General features: G+C 50.8%; 13 protein-coding genes and 1 tRNA gene. 11 read left to right on the top strand and 3 right to left on the bottom strand.

The annotated features are described in order from the left end of the window. Position 1 precedes the first annotated feature (1 nt). Complete coding sequence (locus SK58_RS21240) at positions 2–1,612, top strand: glycoside hydrolase family 43 protein (protein WP_048220404.1); 1,611 nt, start codon at positions 2–4, stop codon at positions 1,610–1,612. 4 nt (positions 1,613–1,616) lie between these two features. Here SK58_RS21240 and xynR read toward each other — a convergent pair whose 3' ends face one another. The 3 genes from xynR to SK58_RS23150 all read right to left on the bottom strand — a co-directional run bounded on the left by xynR (position 1,617) and on the right by SK58_RS23150 (position 3,658). After that, entirely contained in the window at positions 1,617–2,375 is a 759-nt protein-coding gene (gene xynR, locus SK58_RS21235; protein ID WP_045330298.1) for a DNA-binding transcriptional repressor XynR, read from the bottom strand. A gap of 213 nt (positions 2,376–2,588) precedes the next feature. Then, positions 2,589–3,593 (bottom strand): ornithine carbamoyltransferase, encoded by a 1,005-nt coding sequence (gene argF / locus SK58_RS21230; protein ID WP_045330295.1) that lies wholly within the window; start codon positions 3,591–3,593, stop codon positions 2,589–2,591. After that, a complete protein-coding gene (locus SK58_RS23150) occupies positions 3,563–3,658 on the bottom strand; it encodes a putative translational regulatory protein ArgL (protein WP_213083700.1) in 96 nt (31 codons plus the stop codon). Before SK58_RS23150 ends, argF begins: the two co-directional genes overlap by 31 nt. Before the next feature lie 99 nt (positions 3,659–3,757). Between SK58_RS23150 and rraB the strand changes: the two genes are divergently transcribed. The 10 genes from rraB (at position 3,758) to SK58_RS21180 (ending at position 17,227) form a co-directional block, all read left to right on the top strand. Continuing rightward, on the top strand, positions 3,758–4,183 hold the full coding sequence (gene rraB, locus SK58_RS21225; protein WP_017694625.1) for a ribonuclease E inhibitor RraB: 426 nt from the start codon (positions 3,758–3,760) through the stop codon (positions 4,181–4,183). A gap of 46 nt (positions 4,184–4,229) precedes the next feature. Next, positions 4,230–4,988, top strand: coding sequence for a tRNA isopentenyl-2-thiomethyl-A-37 hydroxylase MiaE (miaE, locus tag SK58_RS21220; RefSeq protein ID WP_047732909.1), 759 nt, complete (start codon positions 4,230–4,232; stop codon positions 4,986–4,988). Between the two features lie 30 nt (positions 4,989–5,018). Next, positions 5,019–5,741: a hypothetical protein gene (locus SK58_RS21215; RefSeq protein ID WP_047732905.1), complete on the top strand. Its 723-nt coding sequence runs from the start codon at positions 5,019–5,021 to the stop codon at positions 5,739–5,741. Between the two features lie 106 nt (positions 5,742–5,847). Next, positions 5,848–5,932 (top strand) — tRNA-Leu (locus SK58_RS21210). Positions 5,933–6,199: 267 nt separating this feature from the next. Beyond that, entirely contained in the window at positions 6,200–8,560 is a 2,361-nt protein-coding gene (locus SK58_RS21205; protein WP_047735139.1) for a type I restriction-modification system subunit M, read from the top strand. Further along, positions 8,560–9,906, top strand: coding sequence for a restriction endonuclease subunit S (locus SK58_RS21200; protein ID WP_047735138.1), 1,347 nt, complete (start codon positions 8,560–8,562; stop codon positions 9,904–9,906). Before SK58_RS21205 ends, SK58_RS21200 begins: the two co-directional genes overlap by 1 nt. Continuing rightward, positions 9,903–13,151: a type I restriction endonuclease subunit R gene (locus SK58_RS21195; protein ID WP_047735137.1), complete on the top strand. Its 3,249-nt coding sequence runs from the start codon at positions 9,903–9,905 to the stop codon at positions 13,149–13,151. The genes SK58_RS21200 and SK58_RS21195 overlap by 4 nt, the downstream gene beginning before the upstream one ends. 551 nt (positions 13,152–13,702) lie before the next feature. Continuing rightward, positions 13,703–15,700, top strand: coding sequence for a hypothetical protein (locus tag SK58_RS21190; protein WP_156175012.1), 1,998 nt, complete (start codon positions 13,703–13,705; stop codon positions 15,698–15,700). A 394-nt stretch (positions 15,701–16,094) separates the two neighbouring features. Further along, on the top strand, positions 16,095–16,796 hold the full coding sequence (locus tag SK58_RS21185) for a hypothetical protein (protein ID WP_047735136.1): 702 nt from the start codon (positions 16,095–16,097) through the stop codon (positions 16,794–16,796). Next, complete coding sequence (locus SK58_RS21180; RefSeq protein WP_047346199.1) at positions 16,793–17,227, top strand: hypothetical protein; 435 nt, start codon at positions 16,793–16,795, stop codon at positions 17,225–17,227. Before SK58_RS21185 ends, SK58_RS21180 begins: the two co-directional genes overlap by 4 nt. Positions 17,228–17,237: the final 10 nt, after the last annotated feature.

The raw sequence follows: 17,237 nt of genomic DNA, 5'->3' as shown, positions 1-17,237 counted from the left end.
CATGGAAATCACTAACCCGATACTCACCGGCTTCAACCCGGACCCGTCCCTGTGCCGCCAGGGCGAGGACTACTACATCGCCACCTCGACCTTCGAGTGGTTCCCGGGCGTGCGCATCTATCACTCCCGCGACCTGAAAAACTGGACGCTGGTCAGCACGCCGCTGGACCGCGTGTCGATGCTGGATATGAAGGGCAACCCGGACTCCGGCGGTATCTGGGCGCCGTGCCTGAGCTACGCCGACGGCAAATTCTGGCTGCTCTATACCGACGTGAAGATTGTCGACTCGCCGTGGAAAAATGGCCGCAACTTCCTCGTCACCGCGCCGTCCATTGAGGGGCCATGGAGCGAGCCGATCCCGATGGGCAACGGCGGGTTCGATCCGTCCCTGTTCCACGACGACGATGGCCGCAAATACTACCTCTACCGCCCGTGGGGGCCGCGCCATCACAGCAACCCGCACAACACCATCGTGATGCAGGAGTTTGACCCGCAGACCGGCACCCTCTCGCCCGAGCGCAAAACGCTGTTTACCGGCACGCCGCTCTGCTACACCGAAGGGGCGCATCTTTATCGGCACGCGGGATGGTACTACCTGATGGTTGCCGAAGGCGGCACCAGCTACGAGCACGCCGTCGTGGTGCTGCGTGCAAAAACCATCGACGGGCCGTACGAGCTTCACCCGGACGTGACGATGATGACCAGCTGGCACCTGCCGGAGAACCCGCTGCAAAAGAGCGGCCACGGCTCGCTGCTGCAAACCCACACCGGGGAGTGGTATATGGCCTACCTTACCAGCCGCCCGCTGCGCCTGCCCGGCGTGCCGCTGCTGGCCTCTGGCGGACGCGGCTACTGTCCGCTGGGGCGCGAGACCGGCATTGCCCGCATTGAATGGCGCGATGGCTGGCCGTACGTGGAAGGCGGCAAGCACGCGCAGCTGACCGTGAAAGGCCCGCAGGTGGCGGAGCAGCCTGGCGCCGCTCAGGGTAGCTGGCGGGATGATTTCGACGGCAGCACGCTTGACCCTGAATTACAGACTCTGCGCATTCCGTTCGACGACACCCTCGGCTCGCTCACCGCGCGCCCCGGCTATTTACGGCTCTACGGCAACGACTCGCTCAACTCGACCTTTACCCAGTCGACCGTGGCGCGCCGCTGGCAGCACTTCATCTTCCGGGCCGAGACGCGGATGCAGTTCTCGCCGGTCCACTTCCAGCAGAGCGCGGGGCTGACCTGCTACTACAACAGCAAAAACTGGAGCTACTGCTTTGTGGATTACGAGGAGGGGCAGGGCAGAACGATTAAGGTGATCCAGCTTGACCACAACGTGCCGTCGTGGCCGCTGCACGAGCAGCCGATTCCGGTGCCGGAACAGGCTGAGAGCGTCTGGCTGCGGGTGGATGTGGATAGGCTGGTCTACCGCTACAGCTACTCGTTCGACGGCGAGACGTGGCACGCCGTGCCGGTAACGTATGAGGCGTGGAAGCTGTCGGACGACTATATCGGCGGGCGCGGCTTCTTCACCGGCGCGTTTGTGGGGCTGCACTGCGAGGACATCAGCGGCGATGGCTGCCACGCGGACTTCGACTACTTCACCTACGAGCCGGCCTGACGGCTCAGGCCGGGTAGCCCAGCGCGCGTGAGAGCTGGAGCCCGGCCTGCTGAAGCTGCTCGCGGAAATTAGCCAGCTCGGCGTCGTCCACGCGGGAGGTCAGCGTCGACAGGCTCAGGGCGGCAATCACGCGGGACTCGTGGTTCCACACCGGCACCGCCACGCAGCGCACGCCCTGCTCGTTCTCTTCGCTATCCAGGGCATAGCCCTGCTCGCGGGTCTGCGCCAGGGCACTCATTAAGGCTTCGCGAGAGGCAAGGGTAGAAGGGGTATAGGTGGTGTACTGATAGCCCTCCAGCAGGGCGTTCAGCTCGGCCTCGCCCAGCCAGGCAATCAACACTTTGCCGATGGCGGTGGCGTGAACCGGCAGGCGGCGGCCGATGCGCGAATAGGCGATGGCAGCGAGCTTGCCTTCAATCTTCTCGATATAGACCCCTTCACGCCCGTCCAGGATCCCCAGATGGGTAGTCTGCCCGGTTCGCCGGGACAGCTCCGTCAGCCAGCCTTTCGCCTTCTGACGAATATCGATAGAGCCCACGACAAAATGCCCGCGTTCGACCAGCTTCATGCCGAGGCGATACTTACCGTTCTCCGGGTTCTGATCGATATAGCCGTGAAGCTGGAGGGTTTTCAGCAGCGAGTGGAGGGTACTCTTGCTCAGCCCCATCAGTTTGCTGATGTCGGTGATCTTAAGCTCGGTGGCCTGCTCGTTGAACAGGTCGAGGATCTGCAACGCACGTTCAACAGACTGAATAATCGGCATAATGCTGGTATGTCCACGCTGGAATTAAGGCGAAAACGTACCTTTTTCGGGGTGAAAAATCAATTGAGTAGAGCGGGTTGTGGGAGAAAGGACATCAGCCGCATCGTCGCCTGATTTGCCCGGCGGCGCTGCGCTTGCACGGGCCTACGGGCTGGGTTTTCTCCCTCTCCCTGTGGGAGAGGGCCGGGGTGAGGGCACCAACGCGCAGAGGACTCAACCCCCAAGCGTCGCCACCATCACCGCCTTAATCGTATGCATCCGGTTTTCCGCCTGGTCAAACACGATGCTCGCCGCCGACTCAAACACCTCGTCCGTTACCTCCATCCCGCCGTGCAGATCGAACTCCTTCGCCATCTGCTTGCCGAGCGTGGTCTGGTCGTCGTGGAACGCCGGCAAACAGTGCAGGAACTTCACGTCCGGGTTGCCGGTCAGCGCCATCATCTGCGCGTTTACCTGATACCCACGCAGCAGCGCAATTCGCTCCGCCCACTTCTCTTTGGCTTCGCCCATCGACACCCACACGTCGGTATAGATAAAGTCCGCGCCCTTCACGCCCGCCGCCACGTCTTCCGTCAGGGTGATTTTCCCGCCGTGCTTTTCCGCCAGCGCGCTGCACTCTGCCACCAGGCTCTCTTCCGGCCAACAGGCCTTCGGGGCCACCAGGCGTAGATCCAGCCCGGTCAGCGCCGCCGCTTCCAGCATCGAGTTGCCCATGTTGTTGCGCGCGTCGCCCGCGTAGACCAGCGTCATCTCGTTAAACGCCTTGCCCGGCAGGTACTCCTGCATGGTCAGCAGGTCAGCCAGCAGCTGCGTTGGGTGGAACTCGTTGGTCAGCCCGTTCCACACCGGCACGCCAGCATACTGCGCCAGCGTCTCGACGACTTCCTGGCCGTGGCCGCGGTACTGAATGCCGTCGTACATCCGCCCGAGCACCCGTGCGGTATCCTTAATTGACTCTTTATGCCCAATCTGGCTGCCGCTCGGCCCTAAATAGGTAACGCGCGCGCCCTGGTCAAATGCGGCAACTTCGAAAGAGCAACGTGTACGGGTCGAGTCTTTTTCGAAGATGAGCGCGATGTTTTTACCGGTAAGCTTTTGTACTTCCTTGCCATTTTTTTTATCGGCTTTGAGCTGTGCGGCAAGGGTCAGCAGAGAAGTGAACTGTGCAGGGGTAAAATCGAGCAATTTCAGAAAGTGTTTCTTGTACAGATCAGACATTTTATCCTCGCATGGCGAACGCCACTTATTGAATTAAAATTCACTTTATATGTGTAATTATTCATTTGCAACCCCGTTTCACAAATCTTTCCAACAAAGGTGGAGGCAAACCCGTCCGTGTGTGAAAATAGAAGTATCTGCCGCACTTTAAAGAGGATTGACCCATGGCAAACCCGGAATTACTGGAAGAGCAACGCGAAGAGACGCGTCTGATTATTGAAGAACTGCTGGAAGACGGTAGCGATCCGGACGCGCTGTACACCATCGAACACCATTTCTCTGCGGACGACTTTGAAGCGCTGGAAAAAATGGCCGTGGAAGCCTTCAAGCTGGGTTACGAAGTGACCGAGCCGGAAGAGCTGGAAGTGGAAGAGGGCGACACCGTCATCTGCTGCGACATCCTGAGCGAAGGCGCGCTGAAGGCGGAGCTGATCGACGCGCAGGTAGAACAGCTGATGAACCTGGCCGAGAAGTTTGAAGTGGAGTACGACGGCTGGGGAACCTACTTCGAAGATCCGAACGGTGAAGACGGCGAAGAAGGCGACGACGAAGATTACGTCGACGAAGACGACGACGGCGTGCGTCACTAAGCGTTTCAGGCGGTGGCGCGCGCCACCGCTTTTTCAAGGCAGAACCATGGATTACCCGCAGATACTCGCCCCCGTACTTAACTTCCTCCAGTGCCCGACCCCGCAAGCATGGATTGATAAAGCCCGCGACCCGGCGAACCTGCCGCTGCTGCTCACCGACCACATGGTGTGCGAGCTCAAGGCCGCCCAGACCGCGCTGCTGCTGGTGCGTAAATACGTCGCCGACGAAAGCGGTGCCGACGCGCTGCTCGACTGGCTCAAACCCTACGAACAGTTCACCTTCCGCGACGGCCCGGAGCCGGACTTCATCGCCCTGCACAGGCAGATTGGCAAAAGCGTGATGCCCAAAACCGACGACCCGTGGGGCCAGACGCTCATCGACAGCATGGTGCTGCTGATTAAAGAGGAGCTGCACCACTTCTGGCAGGTGCGTGAGGCGATGCTGGCCCGCGATATTCCGTACGTCAAAATCACCGCCAGCCGCTACGCCAAAGGGATGCTGAAGGAAGTGCGCACCCACGAACCGCTGACGCTGATCGACAAGCTCATCTGCGGCGCCTACATCGAAGCCCGTTCCTGCGAACGCTTCGCCGCGCTGGCCCCGTTCCTCGACGATGACTTACAGAAGTTCTATCTCTCGCTGCTGCGCTCGGAAGCGCGCCATTATCAGGACTACCTGACGCTGGCCCAGCAGGTGAGCGACGACGATATCTCACCGCGCATACAGCTTTTTGGCGAAATTGAAGCCACACTTATCTCGACACCGGACCACGAGTTTCGCTTCCACAGCGGCGTGCCGGTGTAAACCGGCACAACTCAAGGATAAGGATGCGAGATGAAAAAAACGTGGATCAGTACGGTCGTTGTTATTGTCGCGGCCGCCGCCGTGGCGTTCTGGGTGTTCTTTGACAGGCAACGCCCTCCGGAAGCGCAGATTGATACCACCCTTAACGCGATGCCTGCCTGGCAGGTGATTAAGGAGCAGGAGCCCGCGCTGCATCAGCGCATCCTCGACCAGATGGCAGCCCTGCAAAAAGCGGGCGAGCCGGAGCAGCAGATTATCGACACCATCCAGCCGCAGATCCTGCATTTGCAGATGTCGCGCCTGCAAAACGCGCCGGACGCCAACGTGGTGAACTACATGACCATCAACATGGAGCAGACTGCCGCCATCCAGAAGGTGAGCGACGACGCCTGCTTCCGCTTCCTCTACCCGATGGTGAAGGGCGGCGTGAATCCGATGCGCATGCTGGATAAAGACCTGATGACGCGGCGAATGCAGGCCGACGCCGACATGATGCGCGCGGCCTACGGCAAAAACCGCCACACCGTGACCCCGGCCGAACGCGAGGCGGCAGTCGAAGATGTGCGGCCGATTATGAAACAACTAGCCGATAAGTACGGCGAGGACATCCAGCTGTTGCAGATGCCGGAGAAGGCGGTGGGCAAGGAGAAGCTCTCCTGCGATATGGTGCAGGACATGTGGGCGAAGGTGCTGGCGCTGCCGGAGCAGAAGGCGGCGGGGGTGATTCGGCTGGCGGTGTCTGAGCTGGAGTGACGAAGGGCGCTGGTTTTTTGGGCACTTAGCGCGGGTTTAGCGCGTCGTCGCTTGCATGGCGGCGCGCGACAGGTATAATCCACAACGTTTCCGCATCCCCTTCAGTGCCGAAGTGGCGAAATCGGTAGACGCAGTTGATTCAAAATCAACCGTAGAAATACGTGCCGGTTCGAGTCCGGCCTTCGGCACCAAACGATGCAAATGAAAGTCGCTTAAGGGCGGCTTTTTTTTGTGTCTGAAATTCCATATCCACCCAATTATTTTCCTTCATGAACAGCAAGCAGAATCCACATTACTCACTCTGCTGATAATCAGTTATTCAATATCATTGTTCATTTCTTTGCCCTGTATCGTTTGCGATAGCCTTTATCGCGGGTATGATTTTGCGCACTGGATTCCAAAAATGAATATTTGCCTGTGCACATTTGCATTATGGCTGCGATCTCCCCGAGGGTTTCATGACTAACACTAACTTTTCTCAAACGGCTGCGTTTATCTGGTCGGTGGCTGATTTGCTGCGCGGTGATTTTAAACAGTCTCAGTACGGGCGCGTGATCCTTCCCTTTACGCTGCTGCGCCGCCTTGAATGTGTGTTGGCGGAGACCAAAGACGCGGTTGCGGCGAAATATGATGAATTAAAAACCAGCCCGCTGCCGGAAGATGCCAAAGAGAAGTTTCTGCTGCGCGCCAGCGGGCTCTCCTTCTTCAACACCTCGAAGATGGACCTGGGCAAGATGGGCCAGAACGACATCAAAGCTAACCTTGAAAGCTACGTACAGGCGTTCTCTCCGGACGCGCGTGAAATCTTCGAGCACTTCAAATTCAGTGAGTTTGTCGGCCTGCTGGAAGATGCCAACCTGCTGTTCAAAGTGGTGAAGAAATTCGCTACCACCGATCTCAGCCCGAAAGCGATTTCCAACTATGAAATGGGCCTGGTGTTTGAAGAGCTTATCCGTCGTTTCGCGGAGAGCTCTAACGAGACCGCCGGTGAGCACTTCACCCCACGCGATATCGTGCGTCTGACCACTTCACTGGTGTTTATGGAAGATGATGAAGCCCTGACGCAGCCCGGTATCATCCGCACCATTTATGATCCGACTGCCGGGACCGGCGGCTTTCTCTCTTCAGGCATGGAATATGTGCACGAGTTGAACCCCAAGGCGGTGATGCGTGCCTTTGGTCAGGAGCTGAACCCGGAATCCTACGCAATCTGTAAAGCCGACATGTTGATCAAAGGTCAGGACGTCAGCCGCATTAAGCTGGGTAACACTCTCTCTAACGACCAGCTGCCGCTGGACCAGTTCGACTACATGCTCTCTAACCCGCCGTTTGGCGTGGACTGGAAGAAGATTGAGGGCGAGATTAACGACGAACATACGCAGAAAGGCTTTAACGGTCGATTCGGCCCGGGCCTGCCGCGTGTATCCGATGGCTCGCTGCTGTTCCTGATGCACCTGATCAGCAAAATGCGCGATAACCACAACGTGGATGGCACCGTGAGCAACGGCGGGCGCATCGGGATTATCCTTAACGGTTCGCCACTGTTTACCGGTGGTGCGGGCAGCGGTGAGAGCGAAATCCGCCGCTACATTCTGGAAGCCGATTTGCTGGAAGGTATCGTCGCGCTGCCAACGGACATGTTCTACAACACCGGCATTGCCACCTACGTCTGGATCCTCTCCAACAAGAAAGCACCTGAGCGTAAAGGCAAAGTACAGCTGATTGATGGCACCAACCTGTGCGGAAAAATGCGTAAATCGCTGGGGTCCAAGCGCAACCTGATGGGCGAAGATGATATCAAACTGATCACCCAGACCTTCGGTGATTTTAAGGTGGTAGATGCCACAACTCTGGAAGAACTGGGTCTGGAAAAAGTCGCCGAGCAAAAATCCAGCCGTGGTCGTCAGCCAGCCACCGCCAAAACCGAAGCGCCGAAAACCTTCGCCAGTAAAATCTTTAACAGCACCGACTTTGGCTATCGCCGCCTGACCATTGAACGCCCGCTGCGTTTATCCGCTCAAGTCACGGATGAAGCGATTGCGACTCTGCGCTTTGCACCGAAGCCGTTTAACGCGCCGATGGAACGTCTGTGTGAAGAGTTCGCAGCCCAATGGCAGGAAGATAGCTATGGTGATTTCTCCGAACTGGAAGCCGAAGCGCGCGCCATTATCAAAGCTGAATTTGCCGAGTTGAAAGAGAAGCAGATTAAAGACCTGCTCGACAGCAAGCTGTGGCTGGCACAGCGCGCCTTGATGGAAAAAGCGCAGCAGATTCAGACGGCTCTGGGTTCGCAGGCGGGTGGCAAGACGCTGGTAAGCAATGACTTTAACCAGTTCCAACTGACCCTGAAAGGGGCCATCAAAACGGCTGGCGTGAAGCTGGATGCGAAAGAGAACAAGCAGTTTATCGATGCAATCACCAGGAAAAACCCGGATGCTGAGCCAGTGGTAAAGAAGGTGCTGAAAGAAGCCGCTCAGCCGCTGTACGGTGCGTTTGAATACAAAGGCAAAGTGGTGGAGTTTGAGCAGGACGGCGAGCTGCGTGATAACGAGAACGTGCCGCTGAACCCGGCGGTATCCACCAGCGACCTGATTGAAAACCATTTCGAGTCTGAAGTACTACCGCACGTGAATGACGCGTGGATCAACGCTGATAAGCGTGATGCGAAAGATGGCGAGGTGGGGATTGTGGGTTATGAAATTCCGTTTAACCGCCATTTTTACGTCTATCAACCACCGCGCCCGTTGGAAGAGATCGATGCCGACCTGGACGCGGTCAGCGCCGAGATTATGAAGCTGCTGCAGGAGGTACATTCCTGATGGCTAAGTATAAGGCGTATCCGGTGTATAAGGATTCTGGGGTTGAGTGGATCGGTAAAATTCCATCCCACTGGGAAGTTGCATCATTATCAAAGTTGTTTAGCATTAAAGCAGGCGGGGATGTGCAACAAAATCTCTTTAGCGAGGTTTGTTCGGATGAGTACCCTTATCCTATTTATACAAATGCTAATGATGAATTCGCAGTATATGGGTATACCAAAAAGGCTAATTATCAAAGCAATACTATAACTGTAAGCGGTCGTGGAGATGTTGGCTTCGCCGTTTATAGAAATCATGCATATGATGCAATAATTAGATTGCTTGTACTGGCTCCGCTGAAACAGCTTGAGTGTAAGTTTTACTCTTATTTTATTAACTCTGTAATAGATTTCAAAGTTGAGAGTTCAGCTATTGGCCAGCTCTCGACACAGCAAATTTCACCTTATAAATCGGTTATTCCATCGAGGGTAGAACAGAGAAATATAACTACCTTTCTCGGTTACGAAACCGCAAAAATCGACAACCTGATCGAGAAGCAACAGCAACTGATTGAACTACTGAAAGAAAAACGTCAGGCAGTGATTAGCCATGTCGTCACCAAAGGGCTAAACCCTGATGTGACGATGAAAGATTCTGGTGTTGAATGGTTGGGGGAAGTGCCGAAGCATTGGGATGTGCTTCGCCTTAAACACTTAATATCATCTTTAGAGTCAGGGTGCAGTGTGAATGCTGCTGATATTCCTGCTCAGCAAGGTGAAGTAGCTGTTCTAAAAACTAGCTGTGTTTATACTCGTAGTTTTAGGGCCAATGAAAATAAGACTGTTGTATCAGAAGATCTACACCGCATAAAATGCCCTGTTCGAAAAGGAAGTATAATTATTAGCCGCATGAATACTCCTGATCTGGTTGGCGCAAGTGCCTTAGTGGATGTTGACGTGGAAAATATTTATTTGCCAGATCGTTTATGGCAAACAAATTTCAATCCTAAGTTTAAGCTAATTCCTGCTTATTTGGCTCATTTTATGACAACTCAAGGCTTTCGTACTCAAATATCTTTGGGAGCAGAGGGCGCCAGTAGCAGTATGCAAAATATTGCTAAAGATGATTACTTATCTATTAACTGCTTATTGCCATCAATTGAAGAACAACAAGAAATAACAAGTTTTTTAGAAGAAAAATTATCCTACTTTTCTGGTTTAGAATTGATGTCTTCAGAAATCATAAAATTGCTCCAAGAACGTCGCACCGCCCTTATCTCCGCCGCCGTCACCGGCAAAATCGACGTCCGCGACTGGGTTGCGCCTGACACGCAGGACGTTGAGGAGCCACAGGAGGCCACCGCATGAGCATGGACAGCACCAAAGAGCTGATTTTCCAGAATGAGATGATTGCTCAGATGGAGGCAAGAGGCTGGATTTGTGGCAAAACGGACGGCTACGATCGCGAACGTGCATTGTATTCGCAGGATGCAGTGAATTTTGTGCAAACCACGCAGCCGCAGGAGTGGGAGAAGTTTGCCAAAATTTACCCTACCGATACTGAGCGTCATTTCCTCGATGCGCTAGTGGCGCAACTGAAAAAAGCGGATATCAACGCTACCGATATGCTTTCGCGCACTTACGGCACGCTCGGCGTGCTGCGTCATGGTATCAAAAGCCATAATGCGCGTTTTTCCCTGTGCCAGTTTAAGCCGGAACATAACCTCAATCCGGAAACTTTGACGCGCTACAAACAGAATATCTGTCGCATTGTGCCGGAGCTGGTTTACAGCCCGCATGCGTCAAACACCGCGTTTGAAGAAACCGGCGTTAAGGCGAAGAAATGGCGTATCGACCTGGTGCTGTTCGTCAATGGCCTGCCGATAGCTACCTTCGAACTGAAGTCTGAATTTAAGCAGACGGTGCAAAATGCCATTACGCAATATAAGAAAACGCGTTTGCCAAAGGACCCAGGCACCAACAAACCCGAGCCGCTGCTGACCTTTAAGCGCGGCGCGCTGGTGCACTTTGCCGTAAGCCAGTACGAAGTGTTTATGGCGACCAAACTGGATGGTGATAAAACCTTCTTCCTGCCGTTTAACAAAGGGACCCATGAAGGCGGTGCGGGGAACGATATCCCGGAAGATGCCAACGACTACGCCACCAGTTACCTGTGGAATGAGGTGCTGCTGCCGGATAATCTGCTGAAAATTCTCGCCAGTTTTGTGCATCTGCAAATCGTCGAAAAAGAAAATGCCATTGGCCTGAAGTACAAAAGCGAGAGCCTGATTTTCCCACGCTATCACCAGTGGGACGTGGTGAACAAACTGATCACTGCCGCCACAGTGGAAGGCACCGGAAATAAATACCTGATTCAGCACAGTGCGGGGTCGGGCAAATCGAACTCTATCGCCTGGACGGCACATCAGCTTTCCCGCCTGTACGATGAGAATGGCGAAAAGCAGTTCCACTCGGTGATTGTGGTGACGGACCGCACCGTACTTGACGATCAGCTGCAGGACACCATCTATCAGTTCGAACATCAGGATGGCGTGGTCGGGCGTATTAATAACAAAGAGGGCGATGGCTCTAAATCGGAGAAGCTGGCCAGCGCGCTGGAAAACTCGCAGCCGATTATCATCGTCACCATCCAGACTTTTCCGTTTGTCCTGAAGGCGATTGAAAACAGCATCAGCCTCAAGCAGCGTAAATATGCGGTGATTGCCGATGAAGCGCACTCCTCGCAGAGCGGTTCTACGGCGCGCCAGCTGAAAGAAGTGCTGATGACCGAAGAAGCGGATGACGATGTGGAGATGTCTTCAGAAGATATTCTGGACGCCACCGTCGCCGCGCGTAAAGGCAGTAACAACCTCAACTATTACGCCTTCACCGCCACGCCAAAAGCCAAAACGCTGGAGCTGTTTGGCCGTCGTCCTAACCCGCAGGAACCGGCATCGAAAACGAACAAACCGGAAGCGTTCCACGTTTACTCTATGCGCCAGGCCATCGAAGAGGGCTTTATTCTTGATGTGCTGAAGAACTACACCAACTACAAGGTGGCGTATAAGCTGCTGCAAAAGCTGGACGATCCTGATCGGGAAGTGGACAGCAAGAAAGCCAAGATCAAACTGAACCAGTGGGTGTCGCTGCACGATCATAACGTGTCGCAGAAAGTGAAGGTGATTGTTGAGCACTTCCGCAAGCATGTTATGCACTTACTGGCCGGCCAGGCAAAAGCGATGGTGGTGACCAGTTCCCGCAAAGCGGCGGTGCGTTACAAACTGGCATTCGATAAATACATCGCTGAGCAAAAGTACGACAAGATCAGCGCAATGGTAGCGTTTTCCGGGGAAGTGGAATTTCATGAAGATGACCACAACAGCCTTGCGCTGCTCAACCAGAAATTCACTGAGATAAACATGAACCCCGGACTGAAAGGCCGGGATATGCGTACAGCGTTTGATACTGACGACTACCAGGTGATGCTGGTGGCCAACAAATTCCAGACCGGTTTTGATCAGCCTAAGCTATGCGCCATGTATGTGGATAAAAAGTTGGGCGGCGTGGAGTGCGTACAGACTCTGTCGCGTTTGAACCGCACCTATCCGGGGAAGGCGCAGTCTGGCACCTTTGTGCTCGATTTTTACAACGAACCTGACGAGATCTTGGGGGCTTTCCAGCCGTACTACCAGACAGCAGAGCTGATGGATGTCAGCGATCCGCAGTTGGTCTTTGAGCTTTATGAAAAGCTGCGTACCAGCGGTATTTTCCTGTGGAATGAAGTGGAGCAGTTCTGTGAGGCGTTCTTCAGTAAAAACAAATCCAACGCGGCCATTAGCAATATCTGCAAACCTGCAGTAGAGCGCTGGAAGCATCGTTACACCTCAGCGATTGATGCCTATGTGCTGGCCAAAGAGATGTTTGAACGCACTAAGAAAACCGGCGATGTTGTGCTGATCACCAATGCGGAAAACACCTTTAAGGACTGCGAGAAAGAAAAAAGTAAGCTGGATATCTTCAAGAAAGATCTCGGCAGCTTTGTCCGCTTTTACGAGTTTATGTCGCAAATCGTCGATTATGACGACAAGAACCTTGAAAAGCTGAGTCTCTTTGCTCGCCATTTGCGTCCGTTACTGCATGAACAGCGTATTGAAGAAGATGAAATTGATTTAAGCAATGTGGAGATGAGCCATTACCGCCTGTCCAAACTCCACGAACAGCACCTGAAGCTGCAAGAGGATGCTGAAGAATACAAAATCAAACCGGGTAATGATGTCGGAACGGCGAAACCAAAGGACAAGAAAGAGGAGTTTCTTTCAAATATCCTGGCTCGTCTGAACGAGCTTTTTGTCACCGATAATCTGACCGATAAAGACATGATCAATTATGCCTTTGCGGTGCGCGACAAGCTGTCAGAAAACCAGGCGGTGATGACCCAGATCGCGAACAATACGCGCGAACAGGCGATGCTGGGTGATTTCCCGAAGGCGATTGATGATGCCGTCATGGACAGCAACGAAGCCCAGCAGGAGATGATGGTGCAATATCTCTCTAATCCTGAACTGGCGAAGGGCTTTGCCCGCGTGGTGTTTGATATGTTGAAAGGGGCTTAGCAATTATTCGATTCAAGGGACGCCGGAGTGACGAGTAGCTTAATTAAACATATCTCCGGTTACCCTTTATTTTACAATTAATACTCCAGTGAACTATTTTAAATTTTCGATTTAGAGAGATAGCAACTCTTGTGGAGTCTTACACTATCAATTTTATAGTAGGTTAGTATTACTCTCCGTGAGTTACCAACATGGAAGGCCAGGTTTTGTCGGAGTAATAATGCAATTAAGCATTAAAGGAACTCATGCTAACTTAAGTGCAAAAAATAAAGAAAAACAACATAAATCATGGTGTTATCTAATTCAAAAGCATACTAATCATATCACCCTTGCTAAGTGAAAGCTAAGTTTACATGGGTAGTTATCAACCTCAGGCTTGATTGCCAATTTCTAGCTTGAAATCACTTATAGTCATTATGACTAATATCAAGTTTAATTTTTTGAAGTTAATTCGTTGTGGTTGACGTGGTTTTATTACATACTGATTATATGGCAATTAATTATTAAGGTGCAATACATGTTATATTACGATGTACGCGCAATAAAAAAAATTGGCAGATGATGCTGAAAGTTTTTATGAATTCTATAAAGAATGGATTGGTAAAGTTGAAATTAAACACGCTCTAAGTCTTCTTAAAATTTCATCTCTTTATTACAATCGCTTTTCCGAACAGTCTGAAGAAGATTATACTCTTTATTTTGGTCGATGTATTTATCAACTTTTAGTACACTTTCCTGTTCATCGCGATCTTATTTTAAAGACCGAAAATGAGTGTCGTACCATTCATTTAGCATATAATAGTTTCTTCCGAAGAATTAGAGTGATGGAAAAACGGTATTATAAGATTTTAGGAGGTGATTACAAACTTAATGCATTTTTAATTTTCTCTGAAATAAGTATGGGTATTATATGTTCTTTGCTTAAAAATATTCCCAGTGAACGACTGGATAATATATTCCCTGTAGTGATAAGAATTGATGGTTTGCCTTTATCGGAAAATATTACACCTCAGGATATGAAATCAGTTAGCATGATTTTTGACCAAATATCTAGTTATACCGGCAATATTTTTAGAGAATTGCGAAACCTAAATATTCTGGATCTTGAGCACGATTGTTCTGAGCTAGCGGTTAAAAATACTGGAAGTTGGCTTAAAGAGTGGGATGATTTTGACTCTCTAAATCGTATCAGTGACCTTTTTCGGTTTTGTAATGCAGAGTTTAGCTACTCAGATTTAAATAACACATCTTTAATTGTAGATGAACATTGTGCATATAAAGCTTATGAGATAGCTCGTTCGCGATTCTCTATGCGTGGAACCAGCCTCTTTTATGAAATTCAGCAGATCCTGACAGAAAATCCTAATTTTGTTGAACAGATGAAACCCTTTGTTCCAGAATGGGTAAACAAAAGAGATTTTTTCTCAATCGCTTATTTTAGTGAAATGGAAAATATGTCCCCGGAGGATCTATATATTGAGTATGGAGGGGTGAATATTTATTCATGGATTCATGCATACGAAATGTTAATAGAATTAGCAAAAGAGGAGATGGATAATCGTTTTAAAAAAACAGTTCCGGGAGGACTAAAGCTTAAAGATTGGGTTATAAGTCATACACGTGATGAATGGGTTCGATTTTTTGTTAACGGAGGACTTTCCTGGACAATAGCTGCATTAGTCACCGATTATTTTACATTTGATGATAAAGCACTCGATATAAACGATTGTCCGTTACTTTCTTGTGGCGATAGCCTTTTTTTGATACCTTCAATTGTTTCTATGAGTTGTGCGACTCGCTCCTTACTTTCTTTATTCAGCGCAAAAAATATCACAAGTCAGGATAAAGGTAAAAGCCATGAGCGGCAGTTTATTCAACGGCTTAAAAATGCAGGGCTTTGTGCAGAGCAACTTTCATTACGGAAAAATTATGAATGCGACTGTGCAATGTTGATTGATGATCATTTGTTTTTTATTGAATTGAAGTCTAACGGACATCCTATACATTTTAATCGTTATTATCAAACGCTAGTAAACATCCATGGAGATAGTTCTGAACTTCATGCTAACTCTTCCTGGATAAAGCAAGTAACACGCTATGCTGACTTTTATTCAAATCAATTAGATTTGGTTCGCGATGCCCTAAAATTACCAAAAAAATGGACACCAAAAGGTATACATAAAATGATTATAACAACCTCAGTTTTTGGTGATATTTACCATCAAAAAGATTGTTATGTGATTGATAAAACTTCATTTTATAGCTTTGTTGAGCGTCTCTCGTGTACAACGATTGAGTTAAGGAATGGTATGAAAACAATCATAAAGCCCGAAAGTGCTCATCTTTATCATGGTGAGATCACTATAGATAAGATGATGGCTTTTTTAAATACATTACCTTCTATTTCAATCAAGCGTCGAAGAGTTCAACAGCTTACATATCATGTGCAATGCGGTAAATTGAAACTAACCTATCCATTTTTTGATATATGGCCTGCTCTTGAAGAAGTATTAGATGAAAATGGCAGCGAAGCCATCGTAATGTTATAGCAATGTGGGGCTTCTATAAATTTTGTAGCACTTTAGTATGACTAAAGTATAAAATAGAGTCCCCTTCTATAGTTTTATAGGATGAGTATAAGTACTCTTGTGATTCATCTTTATTGTTAAAGGTATATTTCAATCCGCCTACGAGCTAGTGGCACAATGGCGCGTGAACGTTCCGGACTGTTGGATGTCAACATCTATCCCATCAACGATCTATTCCTAAATACTTCCGGGAAATGTGGCTAAATGCTCTGTTGAACCGGTGAGTTTTTGCTCAGATGCGCCTGGTCTTCCCGCGCCTCACATCTTAAATTCCACAAACCCTATGGCAGTTGTCTGGACTGCCAAAAAAATCGTCTATAACATAGCCAGTTAAACTACATATGGAGATGTAAGCATGAGCACCAGAAGAGAGATAAAGGATGGGGCACTCTTTGACGTTCTCGACAGAGGAATCGTCTACACCGAGGCGTTGGGCTGGCTTGATATGGGATATGCCCGTGGCAACGACGTGGCAACGCTCAAACGTCAATTCGTTGAAGGAGAGCGTAGCGGTAAGCCATCTTATTCCGTCATGTATCGGCAAGATATGGGCGTCTTAAAATTCAAATCACGGCTCGGCGTCGGGAAGTTCTCTCATTGGGAAATTAAGCGTGGCCGGAGCACCGACGACATTAACAGAATCATGCTGGCGATGATGATGAACACCGCATCCAGATTCGAAGGTCTGCAAAGCCTGCGATCATTCTCGTGGTATACGGACAGCGGCTTTAGCGGTGAGGATTTGGTCTCCGATCTGTTCGGGTTCTATCGGGCAATCATTCCTGGCCGGTACGGCTACCGTCTTAAACCCGTGAGCTATGAATCAGCCGTTCGCCGCTGGGATTACTACGGCGCTATCGGTTCCCATAAAAACCATGGCTTTCGCCCGATTCTCTTTCCTGATCCTGAGGAACAGTGTGTGCGGCACCAGCCGTATACGGTCAATCTTCCGCATTTTATGACGTGGCTTCGGCCGTGGGACGATTTCGCATCCGGAGTGGTGAAGGTCATTACAAACGATGGGACATCGCTCACATTCATGGGAGCTAAACTATGACAATCCTTTTAAAAGTCCTGAAGTGGTGTGCACTCTCGGTTGCCACCGTCTTTATCCTAGGATGGCTGTTTGTCTGGCTCGTGGCATCGGGTTCGGATGAAACGACGGTTTACACCGAAAATGACTTTTTCCACTACCACACGCTGACTGACAAGGATATTGAAAACGCCCCACGTATCACGGACGACTACTATTTCGAGGCGCATCCCGGCGATGGCTATGCCCCTTCAAATAGCATCTTTTTTAAAGGGGCTACCGGTGCGGCACCCTTGCGCGCGTATCTCGAAACGCTGGGATACACAAAGGAAAAGCGTCGCCTGGGGGATAAGGAAATCTGGTCAAAACCCGAGCAGGTAAAAGGGGACATTTTCTATCTGTACTTTAACGCCGCTACGGGTGAAGTTGAGCTTACCAAGGTGATGAATTACTGAGTTAACTTAC

It is taken from the genome of Enterobacter sp. BIDMC93, from assembly GCF_001037805.1.
In the GTDB taxonomy this organism is placed as follows: Bacteria; Pseudomonadota; Gammaproteobacteria; order Enterobacterales; family Enterobacteriaceae; genus Enterobacter; species Enterobacter hormaechei_C.
The sequence above is the reverse complement of the archived record's forward strand: the minus strand, read 5'-3'. Positions and strand labels throughout refer to the sequence as shown.